The organism is Helicobacter sp. 11S02596-1 (genome assembly GCF_002272825.1).
In the GTDB taxonomy this organism is placed as follows: Bacteria; Campylobacterota; Campylobacteria; order Campylobacterales; family Helicobacteraceae; genus Helicobacter_J.
On sequence record NZ_MLAM01000004.1, the window covers coordinates 79,272 to 100,400 of the forward strand.

The 21,129-nt window shown below is 40.6% G+C and carries 23 protein-coding genes; 13 read left to right on the top strand and 10 right to left on the bottom strand.

Annotation, left to right across the window (positions count from 1 at the left end):
- Positions 1–60 precede the first annotated feature (60 nt).
- The 4 genes from BJI48_RS03570 to BJI48_RS03585 all read left to right on the top strand — a co-directional run bounded on the left by BJI48_RS03570 (position 61) and on the right by BJI48_RS03585 (position 5,239).
- Positions 61–2,940: an FAD-binding and (Fe-S)-binding domain-containing protein gene (locus BJI48_RS03570; protein ID WP_095331991.1), complete on the top strand. Its 2,880-nt coding sequence runs from the start codon at positions 61–63 to the stop codon at positions 2,938–2,940.
- The gene (locus tag BJI48_RS03575; protein ID WP_095331994.1) at positions 2,934–3,626 is read left to right on the top strand and encodes a di-trans,poly-cis-decaprenylcistransferase; all 693 of its coding nucleotides are present in this window, start codon (positions 2,934–2,936) and stop codon (positions 3,624–3,626) included. The genes BJI48_RS03570 and BJI48_RS03575 overlap by 7 nt, the downstream gene beginning before the upstream one ends.
- Positions 3,627–3,713: 87 nt before the next feature.
- Positions 3,714–4,472 carry an ABC transporter ATP-binding protein gene (locus BJI48_RS03580; RefSeq protein ID WP_095331996.1) on the top strand — a complete coding sequence of 253 codons (759 nt, stop codon included), beginning with the start codon at positions 3,714–3,716 and terminating at the stop codon, positions 4,470–4,472.
- Positions 4,469–5,239 carry a hypothetical protein gene (locus tag BJI48_RS03585; protein ID WP_095331998.1) on the top strand — a complete coding sequence of 257 codons (771 nt, stop codon included), beginning with the start codon at positions 4,469–4,471 and terminating at the stop codon, positions 5,237–5,239. The genes BJI48_RS03580 and BJI48_RS03585 overlap by 4 nt, the downstream gene beginning before the upstream one ends.
- Before the next feature lie 5 nt (positions 5,240–5,244).
- Here the strand turns inward: BJI48_RS03585 and BJI48_RS03590 are convergent, their stop codons facing one another.
- Complete coding sequence (locus tag BJI48_RS03590) at positions 5,245–5,439, bottom strand: hypothetical protein (protein WP_095332000.1); 195 nt, start codon at positions 5,437–5,439, stop codon at positions 5,245–5,247.
- Positions 5,440–5,594: 155 nt separating this feature from the next.
- Between BJI48_RS03590 and sppA the strand changes: the two genes are divergently transcribed.
- The 3 genes from sppA to BJI48_RS03605 are packed head-to-tail and all read left to right on the top strand — an operon-like array spanning position 5,595 to position 7,914.
- On the top strand, positions 5,595–6,461 hold the full coding sequence (gene sppA, locus BJI48_RS03595) for a signal peptide peptidase SppA (protein WP_095332002.1): 867 nt from the start codon (positions 5,595–5,597) through the stop codon (positions 6,459–6,461).
- Between the two features lie 20 nt (positions 6,462–6,481).
- The gene (gene purU, locus BJI48_RS03600; RefSeq protein ID WP_095332004.1) at positions 6,482–7,312 is read left to right on the top strand and encodes a formyltetrahydrofolate deformylase; all 831 of its coding nucleotides are present in this window, start codon (positions 6,482–6,484) and stop codon (positions 7,310–7,312) included.
- A gap of 50 nt (positions 7,313–7,362) precedes the next feature.
- On the top strand, positions 7,363–7,914 hold the full coding sequence (locus BJI48_RS03605; protein ID WP_095332006.1) for a DsrE family protein: 552 nt from the start codon (positions 7,363–7,365) through the stop codon (positions 7,912–7,914).
- A gap of 2 nt (positions 7,915–7,916) precedes the next feature.
- Here BJI48_RS03605 and dxs read toward each other — a convergent pair whose 3' ends face one another.
- From dxs to exbB, 9 genes are all read right to left on the bottom strand, one after another.
- On the bottom strand, positions 7,917–9,794 hold the full coding sequence (gene dxs / locus BJI48_RS03610; RefSeq protein ID WP_095332008.1) for a 1-deoxy-D-xylulose-5-phosphate synthase: 1,878 nt from the start codon (positions 9,792–9,794) through the stop codon (positions 7,917–7,919).
- 1 nt (position 9,795) lies between these two features.
- Positions 9,796–10,614 (bottom strand): flagellar assembly protein FliH, encoded by an 819-nt coding sequence (gene fliH / locus BJI48_RS03615; protein WP_095332010.1) that lies wholly within the window; start codon positions 10,612–10,614, stop codon positions 9,796–9,798.
- Entirely contained in the window at positions 10,601–11,632 is a 1,032-nt protein-coding gene (gene fliG / locus BJI48_RS03620) for a flagellar motor switch protein FliG (protein WP_095332012.1), read from the bottom strand. Before fliG ends, fliH begins: the two co-directional genes overlap by 14 nt.
- Before the next feature lie 9 nt (positions 11,633–11,641).
- A complete protein-coding gene (gene fliF, locus BJI48_RS03625) occupies positions 11,642–13,345 on the bottom strand; it encodes a flagellar basal-body MS-ring/collar protein FliF (RefSeq protein WP_095332014.1) in 1,704 nt (567 codons plus the stop codon).
- Positions 13,346–13,429: 84 nt separating this feature from the next.
- On the bottom strand, positions 13,430–14,524 hold the full coding sequence (gene hisC, locus BJI48_RS03630) for a histidinol-phosphate transaminase (protein ID WP_095332016.1): 1,095 nt from the start codon (positions 14,522–14,524) through the stop codon (positions 13,430–13,432).
- A 179-nt stretch (positions 14,525–14,703) separates the two neighbouring features.
- Positions 14,704–15,342, bottom strand: a complete 639-nt coding sequence (locus BJI48_RS03635; protein ID WP_095332018.1) for a phosphatase PAP2 family protein — start codon at positions 15,340–15,342, stop codon at positions 14,704–14,706.
- 45 nt (positions 15,343–15,387) lie between these two features.
- On the bottom strand, positions 15,388–16,083 hold the full coding sequence (locus tag BJI48_RS03640) for an energy transducer TonB (protein WP_095332020.1): 696 nt from the start codon (positions 16,081–16,083) through the stop codon (positions 15,388–15,390).
- The gene (exbD, locus tag BJI48_RS03645) at positions 16,049–16,429 is read right to left on the bottom strand and encodes a TonB system transport protein ExbD (RefSeq protein ID WP_095332022.1); all 381 of its coding nucleotides are present in this window, start codon (positions 16,427–16,429) and stop codon (positions 16,049–16,051) included. The genes BJI48_RS03640 and exbD overlap by 35 nt, the downstream gene beginning before the upstream one ends.
- Entirely contained in the window at positions 16,426–16,848 is a 423-nt protein-coding gene (exbB, locus tag BJI48_RS03650) for a TonB-system energizer ExbB (RefSeq protein ID WP_095332024.1), read from the bottom strand. The genes exbD and exbB overlap by 4 nt, the downstream gene beginning before the upstream one ends.
- Before the next feature lie 218 nt (positions 16,849–17,066).
- On the opposite strand from exbB, the gene nikR reads away from it, so the two are divergent.
- The 6 genes from nikR (at position 17,067) to BJI48_RS03680 (ending at position 21,129) form a co-directional block, all read left to right on the top strand.
- Positions 17,067–17,504 carry a nickel-responsive transcriptional regulator NikR gene (nikR, locus tag BJI48_RS03655; protein ID WP_095332026.1) on the top strand — a complete coding sequence of 146 codons (438 nt, stop codon included), beginning with the start codon at positions 17,067–17,069 and terminating at the stop codon, positions 17,502–17,504.
- Positions 17,505–17,507: 3 nt separating this feature from the next.
- Positions 17,508–18,437 carry a nicotinate (nicotinamide) nucleotide adenylyltransferase gene (gene nadD, locus BJI48_RS03660; RefSeq protein WP_095332028.1) on the top strand — a complete coding sequence of 310 codons (930 nt, stop codon included), beginning with the start codon at positions 17,508–17,510 and terminating at the stop codon, positions 18,435–18,437.
- Between the two features lie 2 nt (positions 18,438–18,439).
- Positions 18,440–19,228 (top strand): histidinol-phosphatase, encoded by a 789-nt coding sequence (locus BJI48_RS03665; protein WP_095332030.1) that lies wholly within the window; start codon positions 18,440–18,442, stop codon positions 19,226–19,228.
- 179 nt (positions 19,229–19,407) lie between these two features.
- Positions 19,408–19,797 carry an NAD(P)H-quinone oxidoreductase subunit 3 gene (locus tag BJI48_RS03670; protein WP_095332032.1) on the top strand — a complete coding sequence of 130 codons (390 nt, stop codon included), beginning with the start codon at positions 19,408–19,410 and terminating at the stop codon, positions 19,795–19,797.
- On the top strand, positions 19,779–20,288 hold the full coding sequence (locus tag BJI48_RS03675) for an NADH-quinone oxidoreductase subunit B (RefSeq protein ID WP_095332034.1): 510 nt from the start codon (positions 19,779–19,781) through the stop codon (positions 20,286–20,288). The genes BJI48_RS03670 and BJI48_RS03675 overlap by 19 nt, the downstream gene beginning before the upstream one ends.
- Positions 20,289–20,298: 10 nt before the next feature.
- The gene (locus BJI48_RS03680; RefSeq protein ID WP_095332036.1) at positions 20,299–21,129 is read left to right on the top strand and encodes an NADH-quinone oxidoreductase subunit C; all 831 of its coding nucleotides are present in this window, start codon (positions 20,299–20,301) and stop codon (positions 21,127–21,129) included.

A 21,129-nucleotide genomic window follows, 5' to 3' on the forward strand; every position in this document is an offset into this window, starting at 1 on the left:
GATAAGTTCTAGGGGCAAGATGAGGTAAAATTATAAAATTTCCAAACGCAAGGTATTTTTATAATGCAAGATTACGAATCATTCAAACGCGCAGCAATTGAATTTTTAGGAGATAGGATTTATGATGATTATTTGAGGCGATTTGTTTATGGCACCGATGCTTCGTGTTATCGTTATATCCCCGAGCTTGTCATCAAAGCCCATAGCGAAGATGAAATCATAAAAATTTATGCCCTCGCCCAAAAATATAATATCCCGCTGACATTTCGAGCTGCAGGGAGTTCGCTTTCAGGGCAGGCGTGTTCAGACAGCGTGCTGGTGATCGCCTCGCATTGCTGGGAAAATATCAGCATTTCAGAAAATGCCGATTTTATCAGGCTCTCTTGTGGGGTTATTGGTGCAAAGGCAAATGACGCCCTCAAGCCCTATGGCAAAAAAATAGGCCCTGATCCTGCTACGCTCACAACGGCGATGATCGGAGGTATCTTATCAAACAACTCCAGCGGGATGTGCTGTGGGGTCAAGCAAAATAGCTACAACACGCTCGCTTCCTTGCGTGTCATCCTATCAGATGGCACACTCCTAGATACCGCAGACAAACAAAACATCAAGCAATTTTTAACAACCCACACCCACATCACAGACGCCCTCTTGAACCTGCGTGAAGAAATCCTAGCAGATGAGGAGCTAACGAGTCTCATCAAGAAAAAATACAAAATCAAAAATACCACCGGTTATAGCCTCAATGCTTTGGTGGATTTTTCTGATCCCATCGATATACTCAGCCATCTGTTTATCGGCTCTGAGGGGACTTTGGGCTTTATATCGGCGTGCGAATACGAATGCGTGCCGGATTTGCCTTATAAAACCTGTGCGTTGTTGTTTTATGAAAATATGTCTATCGCCGCTGAAGTCATCAAGATATTAGCGAGCCTAGATTCGATCATTGCAGCAGCTGAAGTGATGGATTATGCGTCGTTAAAAAGCGTGCAAAATGCCAAAGGCGTGCCAACAATCATCCAAGAAATCCAGCCAAATAATGCTTGTATTTTGATTCAAGCCGAAAGCACCCATCAAGACATTCTTCAAAATAATCTCGATACCATCACCCAAGCGATCGCGCATATCCCTACCATTTTGCCTATCCAAAAAAGCAGTGATGAAGCTGTCTATGCCTCGTGGTGGAAGATCCGCAAAGGGCTACTCCCCATCGCAGCAAGCACGCGCAGAAAGGGAAGCTGTGTCATCACCGAAGATGTTTGTTTTGCTATTGATGATTTTGGCGCGGGTGTGGGGATGATTCAAGCGTTGTTTGAAAAATACGGCTTCAAGGATAATAGCATTATTTTTGGCCACGCCCTCAGCGGGAATATCCATTTTATCATCACGCCGATTTTAGATGATAGCTCCGAGCGCAAAAATTTTGAAAATCTCATCGAAGAAATGGCAAAAAATGTCGCTGGTTTTGGTGGTTCTATCAAGGCTGAACACGGAACAGGCAGGATGGTAGCGCCTTTTGTAGAAATCGAATGGGGCAAAAAAGCCTATGAGATCAACAAAAAAATCAAACAGCTTTTTGATCCAAAAAATCTCCTCAATCCCGATGTTATCATCTCTAATGACCCCCAAATCCACACCAAAAATCTCAAAACTGCCACCCAAATCGAAGATGAGCTTGATACCTGTATGGAGTGTGGATTTTGCGAAAAAATCTGCCCAAGCAAAAATCTCACCCTCACCCCAAGACAACGGATCGCGTTGCATAGAGAAATCAAACGCCTTCAAAACAACGCACTTGCAGGCAATGCAGATGATATGGCATTGCTTAAAGAACTGCAAAAAGGTTATGCATATTTTAGCGATGCAACCTGTGCGGTCTGCAATATGTGTGCGACATTATGCCCGCTAGAGATCCCTACAGGCGCAATCGCTGCAGATTCCAGAAAGCAAAATGCCACAAGAAAAAAACAAATCATCGCCAAAGAAATACTCGCTCATCTCCAGGGCGTGAGCGCATTGGCAAAATTTGGCTTAGAAGCTAGTGCCATCACAGCAAAACTCATCGGTGAAAAAAATCTGCAAAATCTCAGTGGCAAAATCACAAAATTTGCCCCCAGCTTGCCTCAAATCCCCAAAAATCTCCCTCAAAAAAATACCCATACACTTTCCGATAAGCCCGCTCAAAAACAAAATTTACAGGCTTTGAGGGTGTCCAAAAATTCTGGTGTAGTGATTTATTTTAGCACGTGTATCAATCGCACATTTGCCCCATCAAAGCATATGCCCGACCAACGAAGTATCCAAGAAGTCTTTGAATCCCTATGTGCAAAGGCAAACATTAGCGTGCGCTATCCCAAAAAAATCCATTCGATGTGTTGCGGGAAAGCCTTTGTGGATTATGAAAAGCTCTCAAAAGAAAATGCCAACAAAAATTACGCCCTACTAAAAGAACTCTCTTTAAACGGAGAAATCCCGATTGTGCTTGATCACACCGCCTGCAGCACGCATTTGATCGAAAAACTCAAAAACACCCAACTCCAAATCTATGACCTTGGCGTTTATATCGATAGATTCCTCCTGCCAGTTTTGCAAATCGAGCCAATATCTGAAAATATCGGGCTTTATACAATGTGTGCGGGGAAAAAAGCCGGACAAGAAAATATAATGCTATCTTTAGCCAAACACTGCACAAAAGGCGAAATTTTCATTCACAAAGACACCGGTTGCTGTGGGTTTGCCGGTAATAAAGGGTTTTTTACCCCCGAACTCAATGCGAGTGCTTTGGAAGATTTTTCAAAATTCTACTCGGATAAAAATGTCAAAAAAGGATTTGGGAGTTCAAGCACTTGTGAGATCGGCTTGAGCGATAAAACAGGATTTCCCTGGCAACACATCGCTTATCTCATCGATGCTTGCACCACCGCTAAGGATGTATTGTGAATGCCCTCAAGCACCTCGCTATTATTATGGATGGGAATGGCAGATGGGCGAAACAAAAAGGCAAAATACGCACACAAGGGCATAAAAAAGGTGCAAAAACCATCAAAGAAATCACCACCTGGTGTGCAAAAAACAACATTGCCTACCTGACGCTCTATGCCTTTTCGACTGAAAATTGGAATCGCCCCAAAAGCGAGGTTGATTTTTTGATGAAACTGCTAGAAAAATACCTCATTGACGAAAAAAAAACATATTTGCAAAATAATATCCGATTCAAGACCATCGGCAATATCGAAATCTTCAACCAGCCCCTTAGGCGCACCATTGAGTCACTAGAAACAGAAACTGCGAGCAATACCGCCCTCACGCAAATTCTCGCTCTCAACTACGGCTCAAAAGATGAAATCGCACGGGCGTGTGAAAAAATCATCACAACCAATGCCTATGCCAAAAACCCCGATATGCCCCAGCTTATCGAGGCGCATTTAGACACAAAAGGTATTCCTGATGTGGATTTGCTCATCCGCACAGGCGGGGAAATGCGCCTTTCAAATTTTTTGCTTTGGCAAGCAAGCTATGCAGAACTTTTTTTTAGCCCCATTCTCTGGCCGGATTTTCGTGCTGATGACCTTGCAAACATTATTGAGGACTTCAAATCCCGCAAAAGGAGATTTGGCGGGCTTTAAACACCAAATTGCCAAAATACCAAATTAATAGTATCTTTGGATAAAATACCCCCTAGTCTAGCAAAATCCCACACACGAGGAATATAAATGGAATCTTTGCAAATCCAGCAAAATCATCAGACTCATCAAGCCGACCAAGCCCCGCAAATCCCCAAAAACCCATTGATCTATATCGATGGCTTGAGCAAAAGTTATGGCAATGCATTGGTTTTAGACAATGTCAATCTTGCTATTGCAGACAAAAAGATTATCGGGCTTTTAGGACCAAATGGTGCAGGAAAAACCACACTCATCAAAATCCTAGCCAGTCTTTTGAATCAATATCACGGCAAGGTGCTTATTGATGGGCAACGCCCCGGGATTGCAAGCAAAAAAATCACTGCTTATCTGCCTGATGTGGGTTTTTTGGATGATGATTGGGATGCCTTAAAAACGATTGATTTTTATGAAGATTTTTATCAAGATTTCCAGAGGCAAAAAGCCCTCGCTTTGCTAGAAAAATTCCAAATCCCACTCCAAAATCGATTCAAAACCCTCTCCAAAGGCACGAAAGAAAAACTCCAGCTTATCCTTACGCTTTCACGTGCTGCGAAACTTTATTTGTTTGATGAGCCTATCGCAGGTGTCGATCCTTTGGCACGCCAAGAAATTTTTGATCTGATTTTGCAAAATCGTGCGCTAGAATCCAGCGTTATCATCTCAACGCATTTGGTTGCTGATGTAGAAAAATACCTTGATTTGTGCATTTTTATCAAAAATGGCAAAATCATTCGCTTTGGAAATGTCGCAGAGGTAAAAGAGGGTTTTAATAATCTTGAGGAAGCATTTAAGGAGATTTTTCGATGAAAAAATTACTCAAATACGATTTTTTAGATAACTACACGAGCATTCTCCTCATCAATGTGTTGGTATTTTTCTCCATCATTGGGGCGAGTTTTTTTTCAAAACTTAGTTTCTATGAAAATCGCTTTTTAGGCATCTTTGTGGTTATTTTTTATATTATTTTATTCATTTGTTTAGGGCTTTGGTTTGTTGTCCTTGTGCTAGCGATTTTAAATTCTATCAATAAAAAACTCTTTTGCCCCCAAGGTTACTTAACATTTTCCCTACCTCTTAGCATTGATACCATCTTGATTGCAAAAATCCTTATCAATTTATTTTGGATAGCCATCAGCTTAGTTTTATTTTACTTAGCCCTATACATCGGTGCAAACATCAATCCAAACGTTCAAAATATTATAAGCTCGATCTATGAATACGTCTTTTCAAACCCGCTGAATGCTTTCTTGAGCCATTTAAGCACGCTGGTGAGCATTGCGCTGGTTTTGATCGAATTTTTATTCATCTTGAGCCTGCTTAATATTGGCAAAATCAAAAAGCACCGCTTCATCGCAGGGATTTTTATCTTCTTGGGATTAGAAATCATCATCGGGGTATGCAAAAGCATTATTTGGGGGTTGTTGCCAAATTTTTATGTAGATTATCTTAGTCAAATTACGCTTTACCCATTAGTGCAATTTTTTACTTTCAATATAGGCGTGAATGTAATTGAGTTTATTATTTTTTATTTTTTGACAAGATTCCTTATCAAAAACAAGCTTGAATTGGAATAATCACCTTATTTTGCATATACCTTTTTACAGGCTTCTTCATCGCCATACAAGCAGTCTTTTTGAAGCTGTTCAAAGGCTTCTATCCGTTGTTTTTCTTTTTGATTGCTTTGGTATTTATCGACCAAATAAAACGCCACGCACACGATGATAATAAAAATAAAGTCAAATTTTTTGATTTTAGGGCAAAATTTACAAGCCATTTCAATCCTGTATTTTTAAAATAGTTGGCAAATATCATAGCCTAAATGCTTTGAAAAACCAATTTATCAAACAAAACTAAGGAAGCATTCAATATAATCGTAAAAAATTTTAGCCCACTCTAAAAAATTTCCAAAAAATACAAAAAGGAATCTAAATGATTCAAAAATTTTTTCACCTCTTGGTCCTGCCTCTGGATTTCATCACAAAATATTTCAAGGCACTTGTGTTTTTGCTGATCGTGATTGTCTTGTTACTATCACTAACGCCAAAAGATTCCGAAAATAGCACGCCAAATCTAGCTAAAATCTACCTTTATGGGCCGATATTTGAAAGCGAAGACACCCGCACACAAATTGAAACCATCCTCAAAAACCCCAGTATCAAAGGCGTTCTTTTGCTCATCAATTCGCCTGGTGGTGGATTGGGTGCGAGCATAGAAATCAGCGATATGATCCGTGAGCTCAAAACAAAAATGCCCGTAATCGCGTATGTAGAGGGAACGATGGCTAGCGGGAGTTATTATGCTGGGATGGTTGCAGACAAAATCTATGCCAATCGTGGGGCGCTGATTGGCTCGATTGGGGTTATTTTTAACGGGATGAATATACAAAATCTTGCCAATAAAATCGGTATCAAATCTCAAAGTATCGCGGCGGGAAAATACAAAGAAATCGGCACATTTATGCGGGAATGGACGCCGTTAGAAAAAGGATTTTTGCAAGATTTGATCCAAGAAGAATACCAAATGTTTATAAGCGATGTCGCCAGTGTGCGGGGGCTAGACCCAAAAGATTCTCAAAAATACGCAGAAGGAAAAATATTTAGCGCCTCAAATGCGCTCAAACTCGGACTAATAGACAAAATCGCCTCACAAAATGAAGCTATCAAAGCACTCAAAGACCTCACCCAAGTAAAAGAAGCCATCTGGCTGAAAAAAGACAAATTTGAAGCCTTGATGGATAAGGTCATCAAAGGTAGCACGCAAATCGTGTTGCAAGCCTTTAGCCAACAATTGCAATAAGAATATCTTATGGTAAAACTATGAAACACGCCATCCTTATCACCTCCCCGGATATGCCCGGGCTAGTGTTTAAAATCTCCTCCGTTTTGCTCCAGCACCATCTTAATATTGAACGCAATGATGAATTTGTCGATAAATCTAGCGGGCAGTTTTTTATGCGCACACTTGTCAATGGCGAAAGCGATACCAAAAAACTGCAAACAGAGCTATGTGCGTGCCTACCCCAAGAAGCCCAAATCAAAGTCATCGAGCAGAAGAAAAAGTCAATTATTATTTTATGCACAAAGGAAAATCACTGCTTGGGGGATTTATTGCTCCGATATGATAGTGGCGAGCTCGACGCTAGTATCAAAGCAGTCATTAGCAATCATTCGATTTTGGAGGGGCTGGTAAAAAAATTTGATATTGATTTTTTTCATATCCCTGCTGAAAACATTTCCCGCCAAGAACACGAAAAACTCATCGCCCAAATTTGCGATCAATATGCGGTAGATTTTTTGGCACTAGCAAAATATATGCGGATACTTTCCCCCGCATTTGTGGAAAAATATCAAAACAAAATCATCAATATCCATCATAGCTTCTTGCCGGCTTTTATCGGTGCAAATCCTTACAAACAAGCCTATGAGCGGGGTGTCAAGATCATCGGGGCAACCGCGCATTTTGTCAATAACCATCTTGATGAAGGCCCTATCATCGCCCAAGATATCATCAAAATCGACCATAGCTATACCTGGCAAGATATGCAACAAGCGGGCAAAGATGTCGAAAAAGTGGTTTTTTCTAAGGCGATTGGCTTGGCATTAAATGATAGGATTTTTATCCACGGCAACAAAACGGTTGTTTTCTGATTTGTTTAATCAAAAAGATATAATCAAATCAAAACACAAAAGGAAAAACAATGCGTTATTTTACTATACCCTTTTTCATTCTTGCTATATTGCAAGCTTTTTCTTCCCAGCTTTTGGCAAAAGATTCTCCAACCAATCCCATCATCTCCCCAGAAGGCAAGATCTTCCCACTCCCCAATGCGGCATTCCAACCCGATAAATCGAAGTCTGAATATAAGATTATTTTTACACTAACCCAAGCATCTGATTCGCCAGATAAGATCAATCCCTCTTTGGAACACGTGGCAAAAATCATCAACCTCTATGCCTCAGCAGGTATCCCACCAAGCCATCTTAAGATTGTCGCCGTAGCCAGTGGCGATGCGACCCCTTTGGCACTCAAAAGCTCATATTACAAACAAAAATTTGGCGTAGAAAATCCCAATGAAGCCCTCATTTCCAAGCTCAAAGCAGTGGGTGTGCAAGTCATTGTCTGCGGGCAAGCCTGGCACGAACATCATTTTGATACCCAATCGCTCAATCCCAATGTGAAGATGGCACTATCAGCACTCATAACCAGTGTGCTATTCCAAGAAAAAGGCTATGCGCTCATCCCGATGTGATGTTAGCCTTTTGGCTTTCTCTGAAATATCTCTAAAACCTTTGCGCTCAACGTTGGAGCGTCTAGCCCAAGAGATTTTTCCACCAGCGTGGTATTTCCCTGCGTGATGTAAGCATCAGGGATTTCAAATGTATGGATTTTAAGGTTCAAATCTTCTAACATTTTTTCTTGCATCGCATATTCAAGCAATGCCGATCCGACACCATTTATCTGATAACTATCGCTAAAAACAAAATGCGCGCTGTAGCGGGGTAAAATATTTTTGAGATTTTTATCCAAAGGCTTCAAAAACCTCAAATCAAGCAACGCACAGGAGACGCCTTTTTGTTTCAAAATCTCTGAAACCCCATAAGCCCTACCCACACCATTACCATAGCCTATCAAAAGAATCTCCCCATCTTCAATCAAAAGCTCAGATTTGCCAAGACAAAAATCTTCATTCCCAAATACGCCATCTTCTAAGAGAAATCTCCCCCTAGGGTAGCGGAATGCACACGCAGATTTGTCAAAATCTGCCGCAAATGCAACGGCTTTTTGCAAGGAAGCATTATCTCTTGGGGCAAAAAGCACCATATTAGGGATGGAGCGCAAATAAGACAAATCCAACAAGCCTTGATGGGTCTCACCATCTTCCCCAACAATGCCGGCCCGATCGATAGCAAAGCGCACTGGCAAGGACATAATGCCGACATCGTGGATAATCTGGTCATAAGCACGTTGCAAAAAAGTAGAATAAATCGTTACAAAAGGCTTGAAACCCTCTTTTGCCATCGCTGCCATCGATGTAACGGCGTGTTGCTCAGCAATCGCCACATCCCAAAAACGCTCCGGATATTTATCAATCAAAGCACCTAAGCCCGTCCCTCCGGGCATTGCCGCCGTAACACCAACGATCTTTACATCATCTTGGGCTAATTCCAATAAAGCCTCAGAATACACCTCTGTAGGGCTTTTGACAGCCGATGTCTTTTTAGGTTTGCCCGTCTCTATCTCAAAAGGACCTACCCCGTGCCATTTTTCATATCTCCCCTCAGCGATCTCATAGCCCTTGCCCTTGATGGTTTGGGCGTGGATAATCACGGGCTCTTTCATTTCTTTAGCCAGCTTAAGCGAATAAATAATCTCCTCAAGATCGTGCCCATTGATAGGTCCAATATAGTTGATGCCCATTTCCTCAAACAAAATCCCCGGGGTGATGAGCTTGAAAGATTCTTCAAAACGCCTGGCGATATAAGAAGCGCTATCAGGCATTCTCCTAAGGATTTTTTTGACCCTTTCTTTGAGCGATTGATACATCGGGCCAGCGATCAATTGCGAAAGGTATTTGCTGATCGCCCCGATGGGCTTGGCGATACTCATTTCATTATCATTGAGAAGAATAATCATCGGGTATTTTCTATCGCCTAGCTCATTGAGCGCCTCATATACCAAGCCCGCACTCATACTCCCATCGCCAATCAAGGCAATCGGGATACCGGGCTTATTTGCCAAGGCATAGGCTTTGGCAACACCCACACCCACAGAAATAGACGTCGAACTATGCCCAGCAATAAAATAATCATAAATCGATTCTGATGGCTTGATAAAACCGCTGGTGCCATCAAATTGCCGTAATGTCGCAAATTCTTCCCACCTGCCTGTGATGAGCTTGTGCGCATAGGCTTGGTGGCTGACATCATAAATAAAAGGATTTTGTAGGCAATCAAAGACTGAATGCATCCCCACAATAAGCTCCACAGCCCCCAACGTCGAACTCAAATGCCCGCCGTTGGTGCTAACAACCTCTAATATCCTGCCACGGATGTCTTGACAAAGTTTTTTTAAACTAGGGATATCCTTATCGGCAAGAATCGGGCAATTCACAGGAGCAAGAAGTTCCATTTTAAGCCTTTAAGTTATCTAGGACGCTTTGTTTGAGGGTTCTGTATCGTGCCATTAGATTCCCATCGATATTGCCATTGCTACAGGTGATGACCACACCCCCTTTGGCTATGGCGTCATCGGCATCGATCTTGATTTTGGGCGCATCTTTGAGATTTTCACTCAAATACGGGTAATCGATCGTATTGACCCTGATATGAATATCCGTAGCATCAACAATGCTAGAAAGGAGTTCTTTGGCTAGGGCTAAGGCAACTTTTTGGCTACTATTTTCTACTTCTTTGACAATGACTTCCCTAGCAATATCCACCGCTATAGAACTCAATTCTTTCTCAAGCTTTTCAAGATGTTTTTGGGATTTTTGCATTTCTTTATCCAAAGTAATAACCGACTGGATCAACGCGGTTTTTTCTTTTTCGACATCTTGGAGCATTTCTTTTTTTGCTTTTTCCTCACCCTCTTTGAGTCCATCTTTATAAGCATCGTTTCTGGCAGTATTTACGCGTTCTTCGATCTCAAGCTGTTGTTTTTCAAACTGGATTTGTAGCTTGGCAAGATTGCCTGAAAGTTCATCGGTTTTTTGTAGCAAACGTTCAATCAAATCTTTTTCGAGCGAAGTGCCTCCAGGCTTTTTGACCTCTTGGACCAAAGAAGCAGATTCTTGCACCGATGGGGAGGGAATATTTTCAACAGGATGGGCTTCTTCCAAATCCTGATAAGGGTTTTTAGCAATCGATTTAAATTCGTATTTTTGCACGTTGTGCTTGGGTAATTCTGATTTTGCAATCAGATTTTCTTCTTCAAAACTACTCAACAACATCTTCCTCCTCTCCAATTTGTATCAAGCCCTGCTCAGAAAGCGACTGGACGACTTCGACAATTTTTCTCTGTGCGCCCTCAACATCTTTGACCTTCACAGCTCCTAAAAATTGCATTTCTTCAACAAACTGCTCGCTAGCACGGGTGCTCATATTATCCAAAAATTTCTGTTTCAAGTCATCTGGAGATGATTTGAGCGCCAAAATCAAATCCTTCTTATCAGCGATTTTGAGGATTTCCCTGATAGCATTTTTGTCGAGTTTTGAAATATCTTCAAAGGTAAACATCATCTCTTTGATCTCATTAGCAAGTTGCTCATCAATTTGTTCAATATAAGCAATCGTTGCCCGTGCGGCTTTTTGTCCCAAACGATTGAACATTTCAGCCACAGCACGAGGCCCGCCAACTTCGACCTTGTAGCTGGTGAGGGATTCGAGTTTGTTTTCCAAGACCGTTGATACCCGCTTGACAACATTGGGCGAAATATCCCCAAGATTTGCCATCCTAATAGAGATCTCTGCACGCATATCATCTTGGAAATACCCCAAGGTTTCTGCCGCACTTGAAGAATCCATATGTGCCAAAATAAGCGCAATGGTTTGGGGGTGTTCATTGACAATAAAATCCGCTAATTGCTGGGGTCTGACTTTCATCAAATAAGAAAAGTTTTTAGCTGATTGCATACTTTTGGCAAGCTTGTCTAAAACCTTTTTGGCTTCTTCTGGACCCAATGTCTTAATGAGAAGCTCCCTAGCATAATCCAAACCGCCGTTATTGATATATTGATTGGATTGGAAAATCGCATAAAATTCCTCAAGCACAGCCCCGCCAATCGCCTTGTCTGTGCCACTGAGATTCATAATCTGCTTGCTGATCTCAGTGATACTATCAATATCTAAAAACCTAAAAATATCGCTCGTGGTCTCCTCGCCAACCTGAATGAGCAAAATTGCAATTTTTTCAGCCATTGAAAGCTCATCGTATTGCGCCCTTTGTTTTGAGGTAAGTTTTGTCGCCATTATCTACTCCTATACCCTGCTACCATCAGGTCCTATCTCATCTTTAATCAATGTCCTAAACAAGGCAGCAATTTCTTCAGGTTTTTCCTCAATGCTATTTTTGATTTTCTCCAGTAAGACATCATATTTTACTTCATCTTCGCTAAAGTTACTGCTAAGACCAAGCTGGTCTTCTACCCGTTTTCTCATCTCGCTAAACTTATTGAGATCGCTGTCGTCCTCATCATTGATTTCAAACAAAGATTCGACTTTTTCTTCTTCATTCTCTTGGATCTCAAGCATCCGCTCGGCAAATGGAGAGATGACTTTTTTGTAAAAAATAAATATCACCACCACCACCAGCAGATATTTCAAAAGTGGCATAAAAGGTCCTAAATATTTTTCGATATTTGAGGAGACTTTTTCAAATGCGCTCATTGGCACATAATTATCTGCTTTGGCATCAAACTCAAAATTACTCACGGTAACATCATCGCCACGGGTTTGGTTGTAGCCAATAGCTTGCTTGACCAAAGAATCGATTTTTTGCATTTCATCTTCGCTCAAAGGCGTATATTCAATCCTTTCCTCACCATCTTGAGTAACTTTTTTATATCTGCCATCGACCACGACTGCTGCACTCAAACGCGCCAAAATCCCAAATTCACCCTTGATCTCACTAATCGTTTTGCCAACTTCATAATTGGTAGTATTTTGAGATTTTTCATATTTTTCTTTGAGCTTATCATCTTCAAGCCCTTGCACAGGACCTATATTGCTCACAGCACCGGGAACACCCCCGATTTGTTTGGGTTGAGCGCCCTCGCGCTTTTCTTCAAAATTTTGCTCGCTACGCACGACATTGTTGGGGTCATAGGTCTCTTTTGTGCTTTTTTTCTGGCTAAAATCAAAATCAGCATTCACCCGTGCCACAACCTTATCACTGCCCCCGACGATAGGCGAAAGGATATTGATGATTTTGTTCTCCAAGATATTTTCAAAATTTTGCTTGTATTTGAGCTGGGTAGCAGCAAGCTCTTTGGATGTGCTAAAATCATCGCCTTCTCCGAGCGGTTCGCCATCTTCATTCACGAGTTTGACATTTTCGGGAACAAGCTTGCTCACCGAAGCGGCGACAAGGTTTTTGATCCCAACAATCTGGGCAGGCAACAAACGCATATTTGGCTTGATTTTCAGCATTACCGAAGCGGTTGGGGGGACTTCTCTACTGACAAAAACGCTATCTTTGGGGATGGCAATATGCACCGTGGCTTTTTCAATGGGATTGAGACTTTCAATCGTTCGGGAAAGCTCACCTTCTATCGCACGAATAAACTTGATATTTTGGTCAAAATCTGTCGCCCCAAAATCTTTGACATCAAAAATCTCAAAACCGACTTTGCTGGTTTTGGGGATGCCTTGAGAAGCTAGGGCGATCCTTTCTTCATAAACCTTGTCTTTGGGAATCAAAATCGTATCATCCTTGGGGACTTTGTAAGGGATCTGATTTTGTTGCAAATACTGCAAAACCAACGCATTATCGCTCGGATTCATTCCCTCGAATAAAACGCCATAGCCTTTATCGCCGTATTTTTTGTCCCCTGTTGGGAAAACCAACAAAAGCACAATAAATGCCACAGTCAAAACAACAGCAGAAGCGATGACAATCTTTTGTTTTTTGTTGAACTTAGCAAAAAGTGTCGCAACCTGTTGAAATAGCGCCTTGATGTCCAAATGTTATCCTCTAAACGTTATTTGCTTTGACCCAAGCAATTTAAAAAGTCTGTATATTGTTTTTGCATTTTCATCATTAAATTATCACAGAAGCTCGCTGAATAATTCCAGCACCCGATCATTTTGTTGGGGAGTGCCGATCGTAATGCGGATCGCATTAACCCCATAAGAAGCAAGATTCCTGACAATCACGCCTTTTTGTAAAAGCCAAAGCGCTACCTCTGTGCTACTTTTTTTATCATCTAAAATATAGGTGATGAAATTCGTCCAAGAGGGGATAAATACAATCTGATTCGCTCTAGCAAAGCTTTCATAACGGATCATTTCTTCAAAATTGTGCTTGATATAGGTTTGGACAAATGCCTCATCTTCAAGTGCCTTTTTAGCTGCTAACAAGCTCAAAACCCCGATATTAAAAGGCGGGCGAATCTTGTGCAATGCCTCGATTATCTCACGTGATGCCAGCCCATAGCCCACACGCATCCCACCAAGCCCATAAGCCTTTGAAAATGTCCCCAGATAAATCACATTATCAAATCTTTCCAAAACTTCTTTGGGTTCAATGGCTTTAGCCTTGTCTTTGGCTTTGGCAAATTCTTGATAAGCCCCATCAATCACAACCAGCGTATCCGGATCGGCTTGAGAGATGAATTCAAACACATCGCTTTTATCCAAGCACTCTCCCAATGGGTTGTTTGGAACACACAAAAACACCATATCAGGCTTATGCTGGGCATACATTTGTTTAAATTCTAAAATTTCGTGGCTATGGCTGGGGGTTTTGATGATATGCGCCCCAACCTGTTTGGCATAAATCTCATACATCGCAAAGGTGGTTTTTGCCATCAAGACCTTGCTGTTTTTGGTGCATTTGGCTCGAATGCAAAACTCAATAATCTGATCACTTCCCGAACCGATGATGACTTGATTTTGTTCCAGACCATATTTTTTAGCCAATTTTTCTTTGAGTTCAATCATCGAATCATCAGGGTAGAAACTCGCTAATCTGGAGTTTTCAGAGATAGCAACGCTGACTTTTGGCGAACACCCATAGGGATTTTCATTACTGCCTAATTTGATAATATCACAAGGCTGGATTCCAAATTCCCTCACGACAAGCTCAATAGGCTTGCCCGCCTCATAAACAGCCAGCCCAGCCAATTCCTGATTAAAATTCATTCAAGCCTTCTTAAAATAAAAATCTTTTTAGCTTAGATTGTATCCAAAATCACATAAAATTTAAAATATTTATAGCTTTAAAAGCTATTGATTTGATATAAAACCCAAATTCCATTTAAGATGTATGCAACAAAAAAATTTATATGATGAATAAAAATGGATATAAATACTCAAATAGATTAGATTTTTTTAAAAAATAAAAAATAAAATCCGACCGAAAGAAAAGCCAAAGAATTACCCAACAAAAAACCTCCCAAAACATCGGAAGGAAAATGCACACCCAAATAAACCCGAGCATACATCATCAATAAAACAATCAAAAGACACAAAATCCCCACAAATACCCTAAGTGGCAGGTTTTTTGAGATCATAATAAAACATAATCCAAGCAAACCATAAAAAATACTTGAAGCAAAAGAATGCCCGCTTGGGTAGCTAAATCCAGAAGCGCTAATGAGCCAGTCATCAGCACCAGGACGCACTCGAGCCACAGAGCTTTTTAGGAGTTTTAGCAAAATCGCCCCGAGACCAATCGTTCCTAAAAACCACAGCCCCAAAACAAATTTTTTCCTATACAACAAGATCGCCACAATCAAAAGCGTCATCAAAACCACAAATTCCATCGAACCTAGATGTGTCAAAAATGCCAAAATATTTCCCCAAGCAGGGTCTATGTCTGCTCGGATATTTTCAATCCAAAATGTATCAAATGCAACCACCCAAGGGGCCTCCCGCATAACGGAAAAAAGTTCAAACAAAAATAGCAAAAATAGCAAAAAACCTATCCCTAATACTAAAATATTTCTTTTTATCTTCATATATTATTTCCTTTTAGTTTTATATTTTAGAAGCCATCATTAATATCAAGACTTCAATGTATAGGCGATGGGTATTTTGATACGAACTTTTTGTTTAGGTAAGGGAAAATCTTTAGAAGCGCTCAAAACCGCCTTGAGAGCGTTATTATTTAATATATCTCCCGCCGTGCTCTGAATGATTTTGAGCCCTTGCATTGTGCCATCAACATTCAATATAAACTCTATTAAAACCTCCCCTTCAAGCCCTCTGATTCTGGCTACCCTAGGGTATTTGTTCTTTTTGTTGATAGCCATTTGGATTTTTGATAAAAACTCATCACTCACCCCCTCATTATACGCCAAAGCTTCGGCTTCAGCACCCTCTGAAGTCGTGTTGGAAGACTCTTGTTTCTCATCATCTTTAACATCTTGCTTTGAAGTCTGCTTAACATCTTCTTGAGGCTTGACTTCAGGTTCTTTTTTGATAGGTTTGGGATTTTTCTTGTTCGGCTTTGGTTTTGGCTTGGGCTTTGGTTTAGGTTTAGGCTTTGGGGCAGCAGTCGAGTGGGCTTTGTGCATCGCTGAGGTATCGATACTTGCCAAACTCATCGTTACCACACTGGGGCCATCTTGTTTGAGTTCGGTGCTTTTAAACGAAGTAAAAGCCCAGCCAATCGAACCGGCATAAAGGAAAAAAGCAATGATAAAACCTGTCCTACTGGGGGATTCAATTTGTTTTTGTAGAAATCGCAAAATTTTCATGATTTTTCTCTTTGAGCAAATCAATAATCTTTACAAATGTCTCAAACTTAGAATCTTTATCGCTTTTCAACTCAACAAGCGTCTTTGGATCGGTATTGTCAATCACATCTTTGAGTTCTTCCAATGTGTTGGGCTTGTCATCGACATAGATGGTATTGTTCGCATCCACGACAATCGTAACCTTTTTGTCGTCATTTTGTTTTTGTGCCGAATCAGCTTCTGGCAAATCAATAGCGATTTTTCCCTGTGCGATAAACGTCGAAACACTCAAAACAATCGCTAAGAGCACCAACATAATATCAATAAAAGGAACGATATTGAGTCCCTCGCCTTTTTTGATTCTCATTTTTTCAAAGCCTTGTAACGATTTGCAAGCACATCAGCTTTCCTCAATAACGCATTATAAGCCATCAACGTCGGGATAGCCACCACCAAGCCCATCGCCGTTGCTTTCAAAGCCAAAGAAAGCCCGATCATAATGGTTTTGGCATCCATCCCCCCACTCAAGCCCATATCATAGAATGTAATCATAATCCCAATAACGGTCCCAAGAAGACCGATATAAGGAGCATTGGAATAAATAATATAAAGCGTTGTGAGATTTTTGGTCAAATCTACATCAAGCAAGTCAAAATCTTCGTATCGACTGACATCAACCTTCCAATAAAACAAAAGCCGTTCAATAGTCAGCCAAACAGCCAAAAAACTCATCAATCCTAAAATGCCGAATATAATATGATCAATATGCAATTTAAGAAATTCCATCGATTACCATTCCTTTATTTTTGTGAATTTCCCCGTTTTTTTAGTGTCCTATTGTATCACTTTAATAATAATTGTCAATATTAACAAATAATAAAAATTATCCTTTAGAATATTTTAAAATCATCTTAATTTGTTGCAGATTCTTGTAATTTGATTTTTAAACAAACTTTGATAGAATCTAGCGTTTGATTTTAGTTTATCATAAAAAGACACAAAAAATGCACCCAAAAGAACAAGACAATATCATTAGATTTTCCGTATCCTTGCAACAAAATCTCCTTGATGAACTCGATAATCGTATCATCAAAAATGGCTATGCCTCCCGATCGGAGCTTGTTAGAGATATGATTCGTGAAAAGCTTGTCGAAGACAACTGGGAAAATCAAAGCCTCGATTCTGCCATCGCTGTGCTTACCATTGTCTATGACCACCACCAACGAGAGCTCAACCAAAGAATGATTGATGTCCAACACCATAGCACAACCGCCATTTTATGCAACACACACGTGCATATCGATAATTGCAATTGCTTAGAAACCATCATTCTCAAAGGCTCGCCACTAGAAATCCAAAAACTAAGCCTAGAGATCGGCGGACTCAAAGGTGTGAAATTTTCCAAACTTACCAAAGCATTGAGTTTTGACAAAGACAAATAAACAATGAATATTGCCATCTATGGGGGAAGTTTCGATCCCCCCCACATTGCCCATTTTCAGATTATCCAGACGATATTAGCAACATTGCATATTGACAAACTCATCGTGATTGTCGCCTATCAAAACCCTTTCAAAAAGCCCTGCTTGTTTAGCGCCAAAGAACGCTACGAATGGATGAAACAGCTAGGCAAAAACTTCCCTAATGTCGAAGTCAGCGATATGGAGATTGTCCAAAAAAAACCCATTGCTAGCATTCAAAGCGTGCTTGATGTCAAAAAAACATTCCACCCAGAAAAAATATTTTTCATCATCGGCGCAGATAATCTCTCCAGCCTACACAAATGGCATCGTTATGATGAACTCAAAGAATTAGTTACATTTGTCATCATCGAACGTGAAGGCTATGAGGTGCAAAATCAAGATTTTCAAAAAATCGCACTCCCAAGCATCAAACACGAGATTTCTTCAAGCCAGATAAGAAAACACCTCTCTACTTGCTTGTTTCCAGATGACTTGCCCGAAAAAATCAAAACCGAAGTCATCCAATCGTATTATCAAATCACAAAAACCACACAAGGAGTTCCATTGACACCCAATCACATTGAAAACAGGATTCAAAAAATTGCAAGTCTGCTTGATGAAAAAAAGGCACAAGACATCGAAACATTCGACCTAAGAGGCAGAGATTATATCGTTGATTACGTGATGATTGCCACATCATTAGCGGGCAAACATTCCTATTCTTTGCTCGATATGCTAAAAACGGAACTCAAGCCATTAGGCGAGGTCTTTTATAGCACCGATGAAGAAAGCGAGGATTGGCTCATAGCTGATTTGGGCGACATAATGATCCATATTTTTACCGAAAATCATCGAAAAAAATTTAACCTCGAAGAATTTTTGACCCAAATCCAAAAACAAAAGTCCATATAAAAATGCGAATCGATCTACACAATCACACCTTTTTATGCAACCACGCCACAGGTTCGATTGGTGCCTACATAGAAAAAGCCATCGAACTTGGCATTGACATTTATGGTTTCTCCTGCCACGCCCCGATGGATTTTGACCCAAAATACCGGATGGGTTTAGCAGACTTGGGAAAATATTGTGAAATGATCACTTGTGCAAAAGAAAAATACAAAGATAAAATCGAGATTCTCTTAGGGCTTGAAGTCGATTTTATCAATGGCAAAAGAGATTTGATCGAAGCAAGCGTTTTAGAATGCCCAAGCGATTATCTGATTGGTTCGGTCCATTTCCTCGATGATTGGGGTTTTGATAACCCCGAATTTATGGGCGAATATGCCAAAAGAGACTTAGAGGCTTGCTGGATAAATTACCTCAACGCCATCGAAGAAATGGCTAAAAGCAAGCTTTTTCAAATCGTAGGGCATTTGGATTTGCTAAAAGTTTTTGGCCACAAGCCCACCAAAACCATCTCGCCCCATCTCCAAAAAACACTCCAAGCTATCAAGGACGCTCAAATGGTGCTTGAGATCAATGCAGCGGGCTTGAGAAAACCCATCAAGGAGCAATACCCTAGTCTTGAGATTTTAAAATACGCCAAAAAAATCGGTATCCCCATCACATTTGGTAGCGACGCTCACGACGTTTCTCACGTCGGTTTTGGGTATGAAGATTGCGCCAAAATCGCTAAAATTGCCGGTTATAATGAAGCGATATTTTTTAGGAATAAAATACCTCATCGGACATCTTTCTAAAGTCGCCGAGATTTCGCAAACTGGCATTAAAGTTAAATATTTTAAATAACTTTGTAATGTTTAGAATGGTAACAAAATTCACTTTTTCTAAGGCATACGTTTTTTTTTGACTACTTTTAACCATTTTAAGAATACAATTAAACCAACGAATTACACTTATCAACTTATAGGAATAAACAATGAGCGACCCAATGTTAGAACACCCTTATTTTGGTGTCTTTATACTCTTTATCTTTACTTTCCTAGCATTCAATACCACATTAAGAATCCAACGTTTTATCAGCCGAAAACTTGCCATCAAAAGAAATGAAAAACTCAAACTTGCCGCTTATGAATGCGGGCCACTTCCTATCAAACAACCCAATAGGATTTCTCATCATTTCTATATCATCGCAATGCTTTTTATTTTGTTTGATGTCGAAGTGATTTTTATGTTCCCTTGGGCGGTGGATTTCAAGAGACTCGGTGTTTTTGGCTTTGTAGAGATGTTAAGTTTCATCGCATTTTTGACCATCGGTTTTATCTATGCTTGGAAACGAGGAGCCCTATCATGGCACAACATCAAGTAAATTATCTCAAAAACTCTGGCTTACCCATCGCCCTTACCACTATTGACAATCTCCTCAACTGGGGGAGAAGCAATTCTTTATGGCCACTGACCTATGGGCTGGCTTGCTGTGCGATTGAGATGATGGCAACGGGGGGGTCGCGATTTGACTTTGATCGCTTTGGGACGATATTCCGTGCTTCTCCTAGGCAATCAGATGTGATGATTATCGCTGGGACCGTAACAAAAAAACACGCCGAATTTACTCGCAGACTTTATGATCAAATGCCCGAACCCAAATGGGTGATTTCGATGGGGAGCTGTGCAAATACAGGCGGGATGTTTAACACCTATGCCACCGTGCAAGGTGTCGATAGGATTATCCCCGTTGATATTTATTTGCCTGGTTGCGCCCCACGCCCTGAAACACTCCAATACGCCCTGATGGTGTTGCAAAAAAAGATCCGCAAGCAAAAAGCTTTTAACAAAACACCTCCCAAGCGTCTCATATAAAGGATGATAGATGGTAAGACAACAAAAAACAAGCTTGGATATCCAAAAAAAAGTCTATCACACCGACAAATTTTACCAACCCGCACAAACCAAAAAACTAGCGATTTTTGGCACAGCCTATGAGGTCATTTATAATCATCTATCTTATGAACACAAAATCTCGCAAGCCTATATTGAGCTAGCTACAGGGGTGTTTTGGATTGACAAATCCGATTTAGTTCCCATCATCAAAAAACTCAAATCACTAGGCTATGAGACCCTTAGCGAAATGAGTGCGATCGATATGCTAGCGATACATAATCGCTTTGAGATGTTTTACCAGCTCCACTCCCATTGGGAAAATAACGCCGACAAAAGGCGTATCCGTCTCAAATGTTTTTTATCTCCCAATGAGACAATTGATTCAGTAAGCGAGCTATTTCGATGTGCGCTCTGGAGCGAGAGAGAAGCGTATGATATGTTTGGGATTATTTTTGAAAATCACCCCCATCTCAATCGTATTTTAATGCCCCAAGACTGGGTAGGACACCCACTTCTAAAATCCTACCCCCTCAAAGGTGATGAAAGTGCGTCGTGGTATGAGGTGGATAAGATTTTTGGCAAAGAATACCGCAATATCATCGGACCAGAGCAACGAGATAGCGCACGAATCGATGAAAAAGACACATTCAATTTTGCCAGAATTGGCTATGAGCAAGAAAAAGGCACGCCCATTAGTGCTAACTCAAACTATCTTGAAAATCCCCAGCCTAGCCAATCTGATTCGCCCAAATCAGACAAAGCTCTCTTTGTAAAAAATCTCCATCCCAAAAACCCTAAATTACTAAAAGAGAGGCGTTAA

Excerpts from the sequence above, each read along its gene's own strand:
- BJI48_RS03580 (WP_095331996.1), top strand. The coding sequence starts at position 3,714 with ATGGAATCTTTGCAAATCCAGCAAAATCATCAGACTCATCAAGCCGAC.
- BJI48_RS03585 (WP_095331998.1), top strand. The coding sequence starts at position 4,469 with ATGAAAAAATTACTCAAATACGATTTTTTAGATAACTACACGAGCATT.
- BJI48_RS03590 (WP_095332000.1), bottom strand. The coding sequence starts at position 5,439 with ATGGCTTGTAAATTTTGCCCTAAAATCAAAAAATTTGACTTTATTTTT.
- sppA (WP_095332002.1), top strand. The coding sequence starts at position 5,595 with ATGATTCAAAAATTTTTTCACCTCTTGGTCCTGCCTCTGGATTTCATC.
- purU (WP_095332004.1), top strand. The coding sequence starts at position 6,482 with ATGAAACACGCCATCCTTATCACCTCCCCGGATATGCCCGGGCTAGTG.
- BJI48_RS03605 (WP_095332006.1), top strand. The coding sequence starts at position 7,363 with ATGCGTTATTTTACTATACCCTTTTTCATTCTTGCTATATTGCAAGCT.
- dxs (WP_095332008.1), bottom strand. The coding sequence starts at position 9,794 with ATGGAACTTCTTGCTCCTGTGAATTGCCCGATTCTTGCCGATAAGGAT.
- fliH (WP_095332010.1), bottom strand. The coding sequence starts at position 10,614 with ATGTTGTTGAGTAGTTTTGAAGAAGAAAATCTGATTGCAAAATCAGAA.
- fliG (WP_095332012.1), bottom strand. The coding sequence starts at position 11,632 with ATGGCGACAAAACTTACCTCAAAACAAAGGGCGCAATACGATGAGCTT.
- hisC (WP_095332016.1), bottom strand. The coding sequence starts at position 14,524 with ATGAATTTTAATCAGGAATTGGCTGGGCTGGCTGTTTATGAGGCGGGC.
- BJI48_RS03635 (WP_095332018.1), bottom strand. The coding sequence starts at position 15,342 with ATGAAGATAAAAAGAAATATTTTAGTATTAGGGATAGGTTTTTTGCTA.
- BJI48_RS03640 (WP_095332020.1), bottom strand. The coding sequence starts at position 16,083 with ATGAAAATTTTGCGATTTCTACAAAAACAAATTGAATCCCCCAGTAGG.
- exbD (WP_095332022.1), bottom strand. The coding sequence starts at position 16,429 with ATGAGAATCAAAAAAGGCGAGGGACTCAATATCGTTCCTTTTATTGAT.
- exbB (WP_095332024.1), bottom strand. The coding sequence starts at position 16,848 with ATGGAATTTCTTAAATTGCATATTGATCATATTATATTCGGCATTTTA.
- nikR (WP_095332026.1), top strand. The coding sequence starts at position 17,067 with ATGCACCCAAAAGAACAAGACAATATCATTAGATTTTCCGTATCCTTG.
- nadD (WP_095332028.1), top strand. The coding sequence starts at position 17,508 with ATGAATATTGCCATCTATGGGGGAAGTTTCGATCCCCCCCACATTGCC.
- BJI48_RS03665 (WP_095332030.1), top strand. The coding sequence starts at position 18,440 with ATGCGAATCGATCTACACAATCACACCTTTTTATGCAACCACGCCACA.
- BJI48_RS03670 (WP_095332032.1), top strand. The coding sequence starts at position 19,408 with ATGAGCGACCCAATGTTAGAACACCCTTATTTTGGTGTCTTTATACTC.
- BJI48_RS03675 (WP_095332034.1), top strand. The coding sequence starts at position 19,779 with ATGGCACAACATCAAGTAAATTATCTCAAAAACTCTGGCTTACCCATC.
- BJI48_RS03680 (WP_095332036.1), top strand. The coding sequence starts at position 20,299 with ATGGTAAGACAACAAAAAACAAGCTTGGATATCCAAAAAAAAGTCTAT.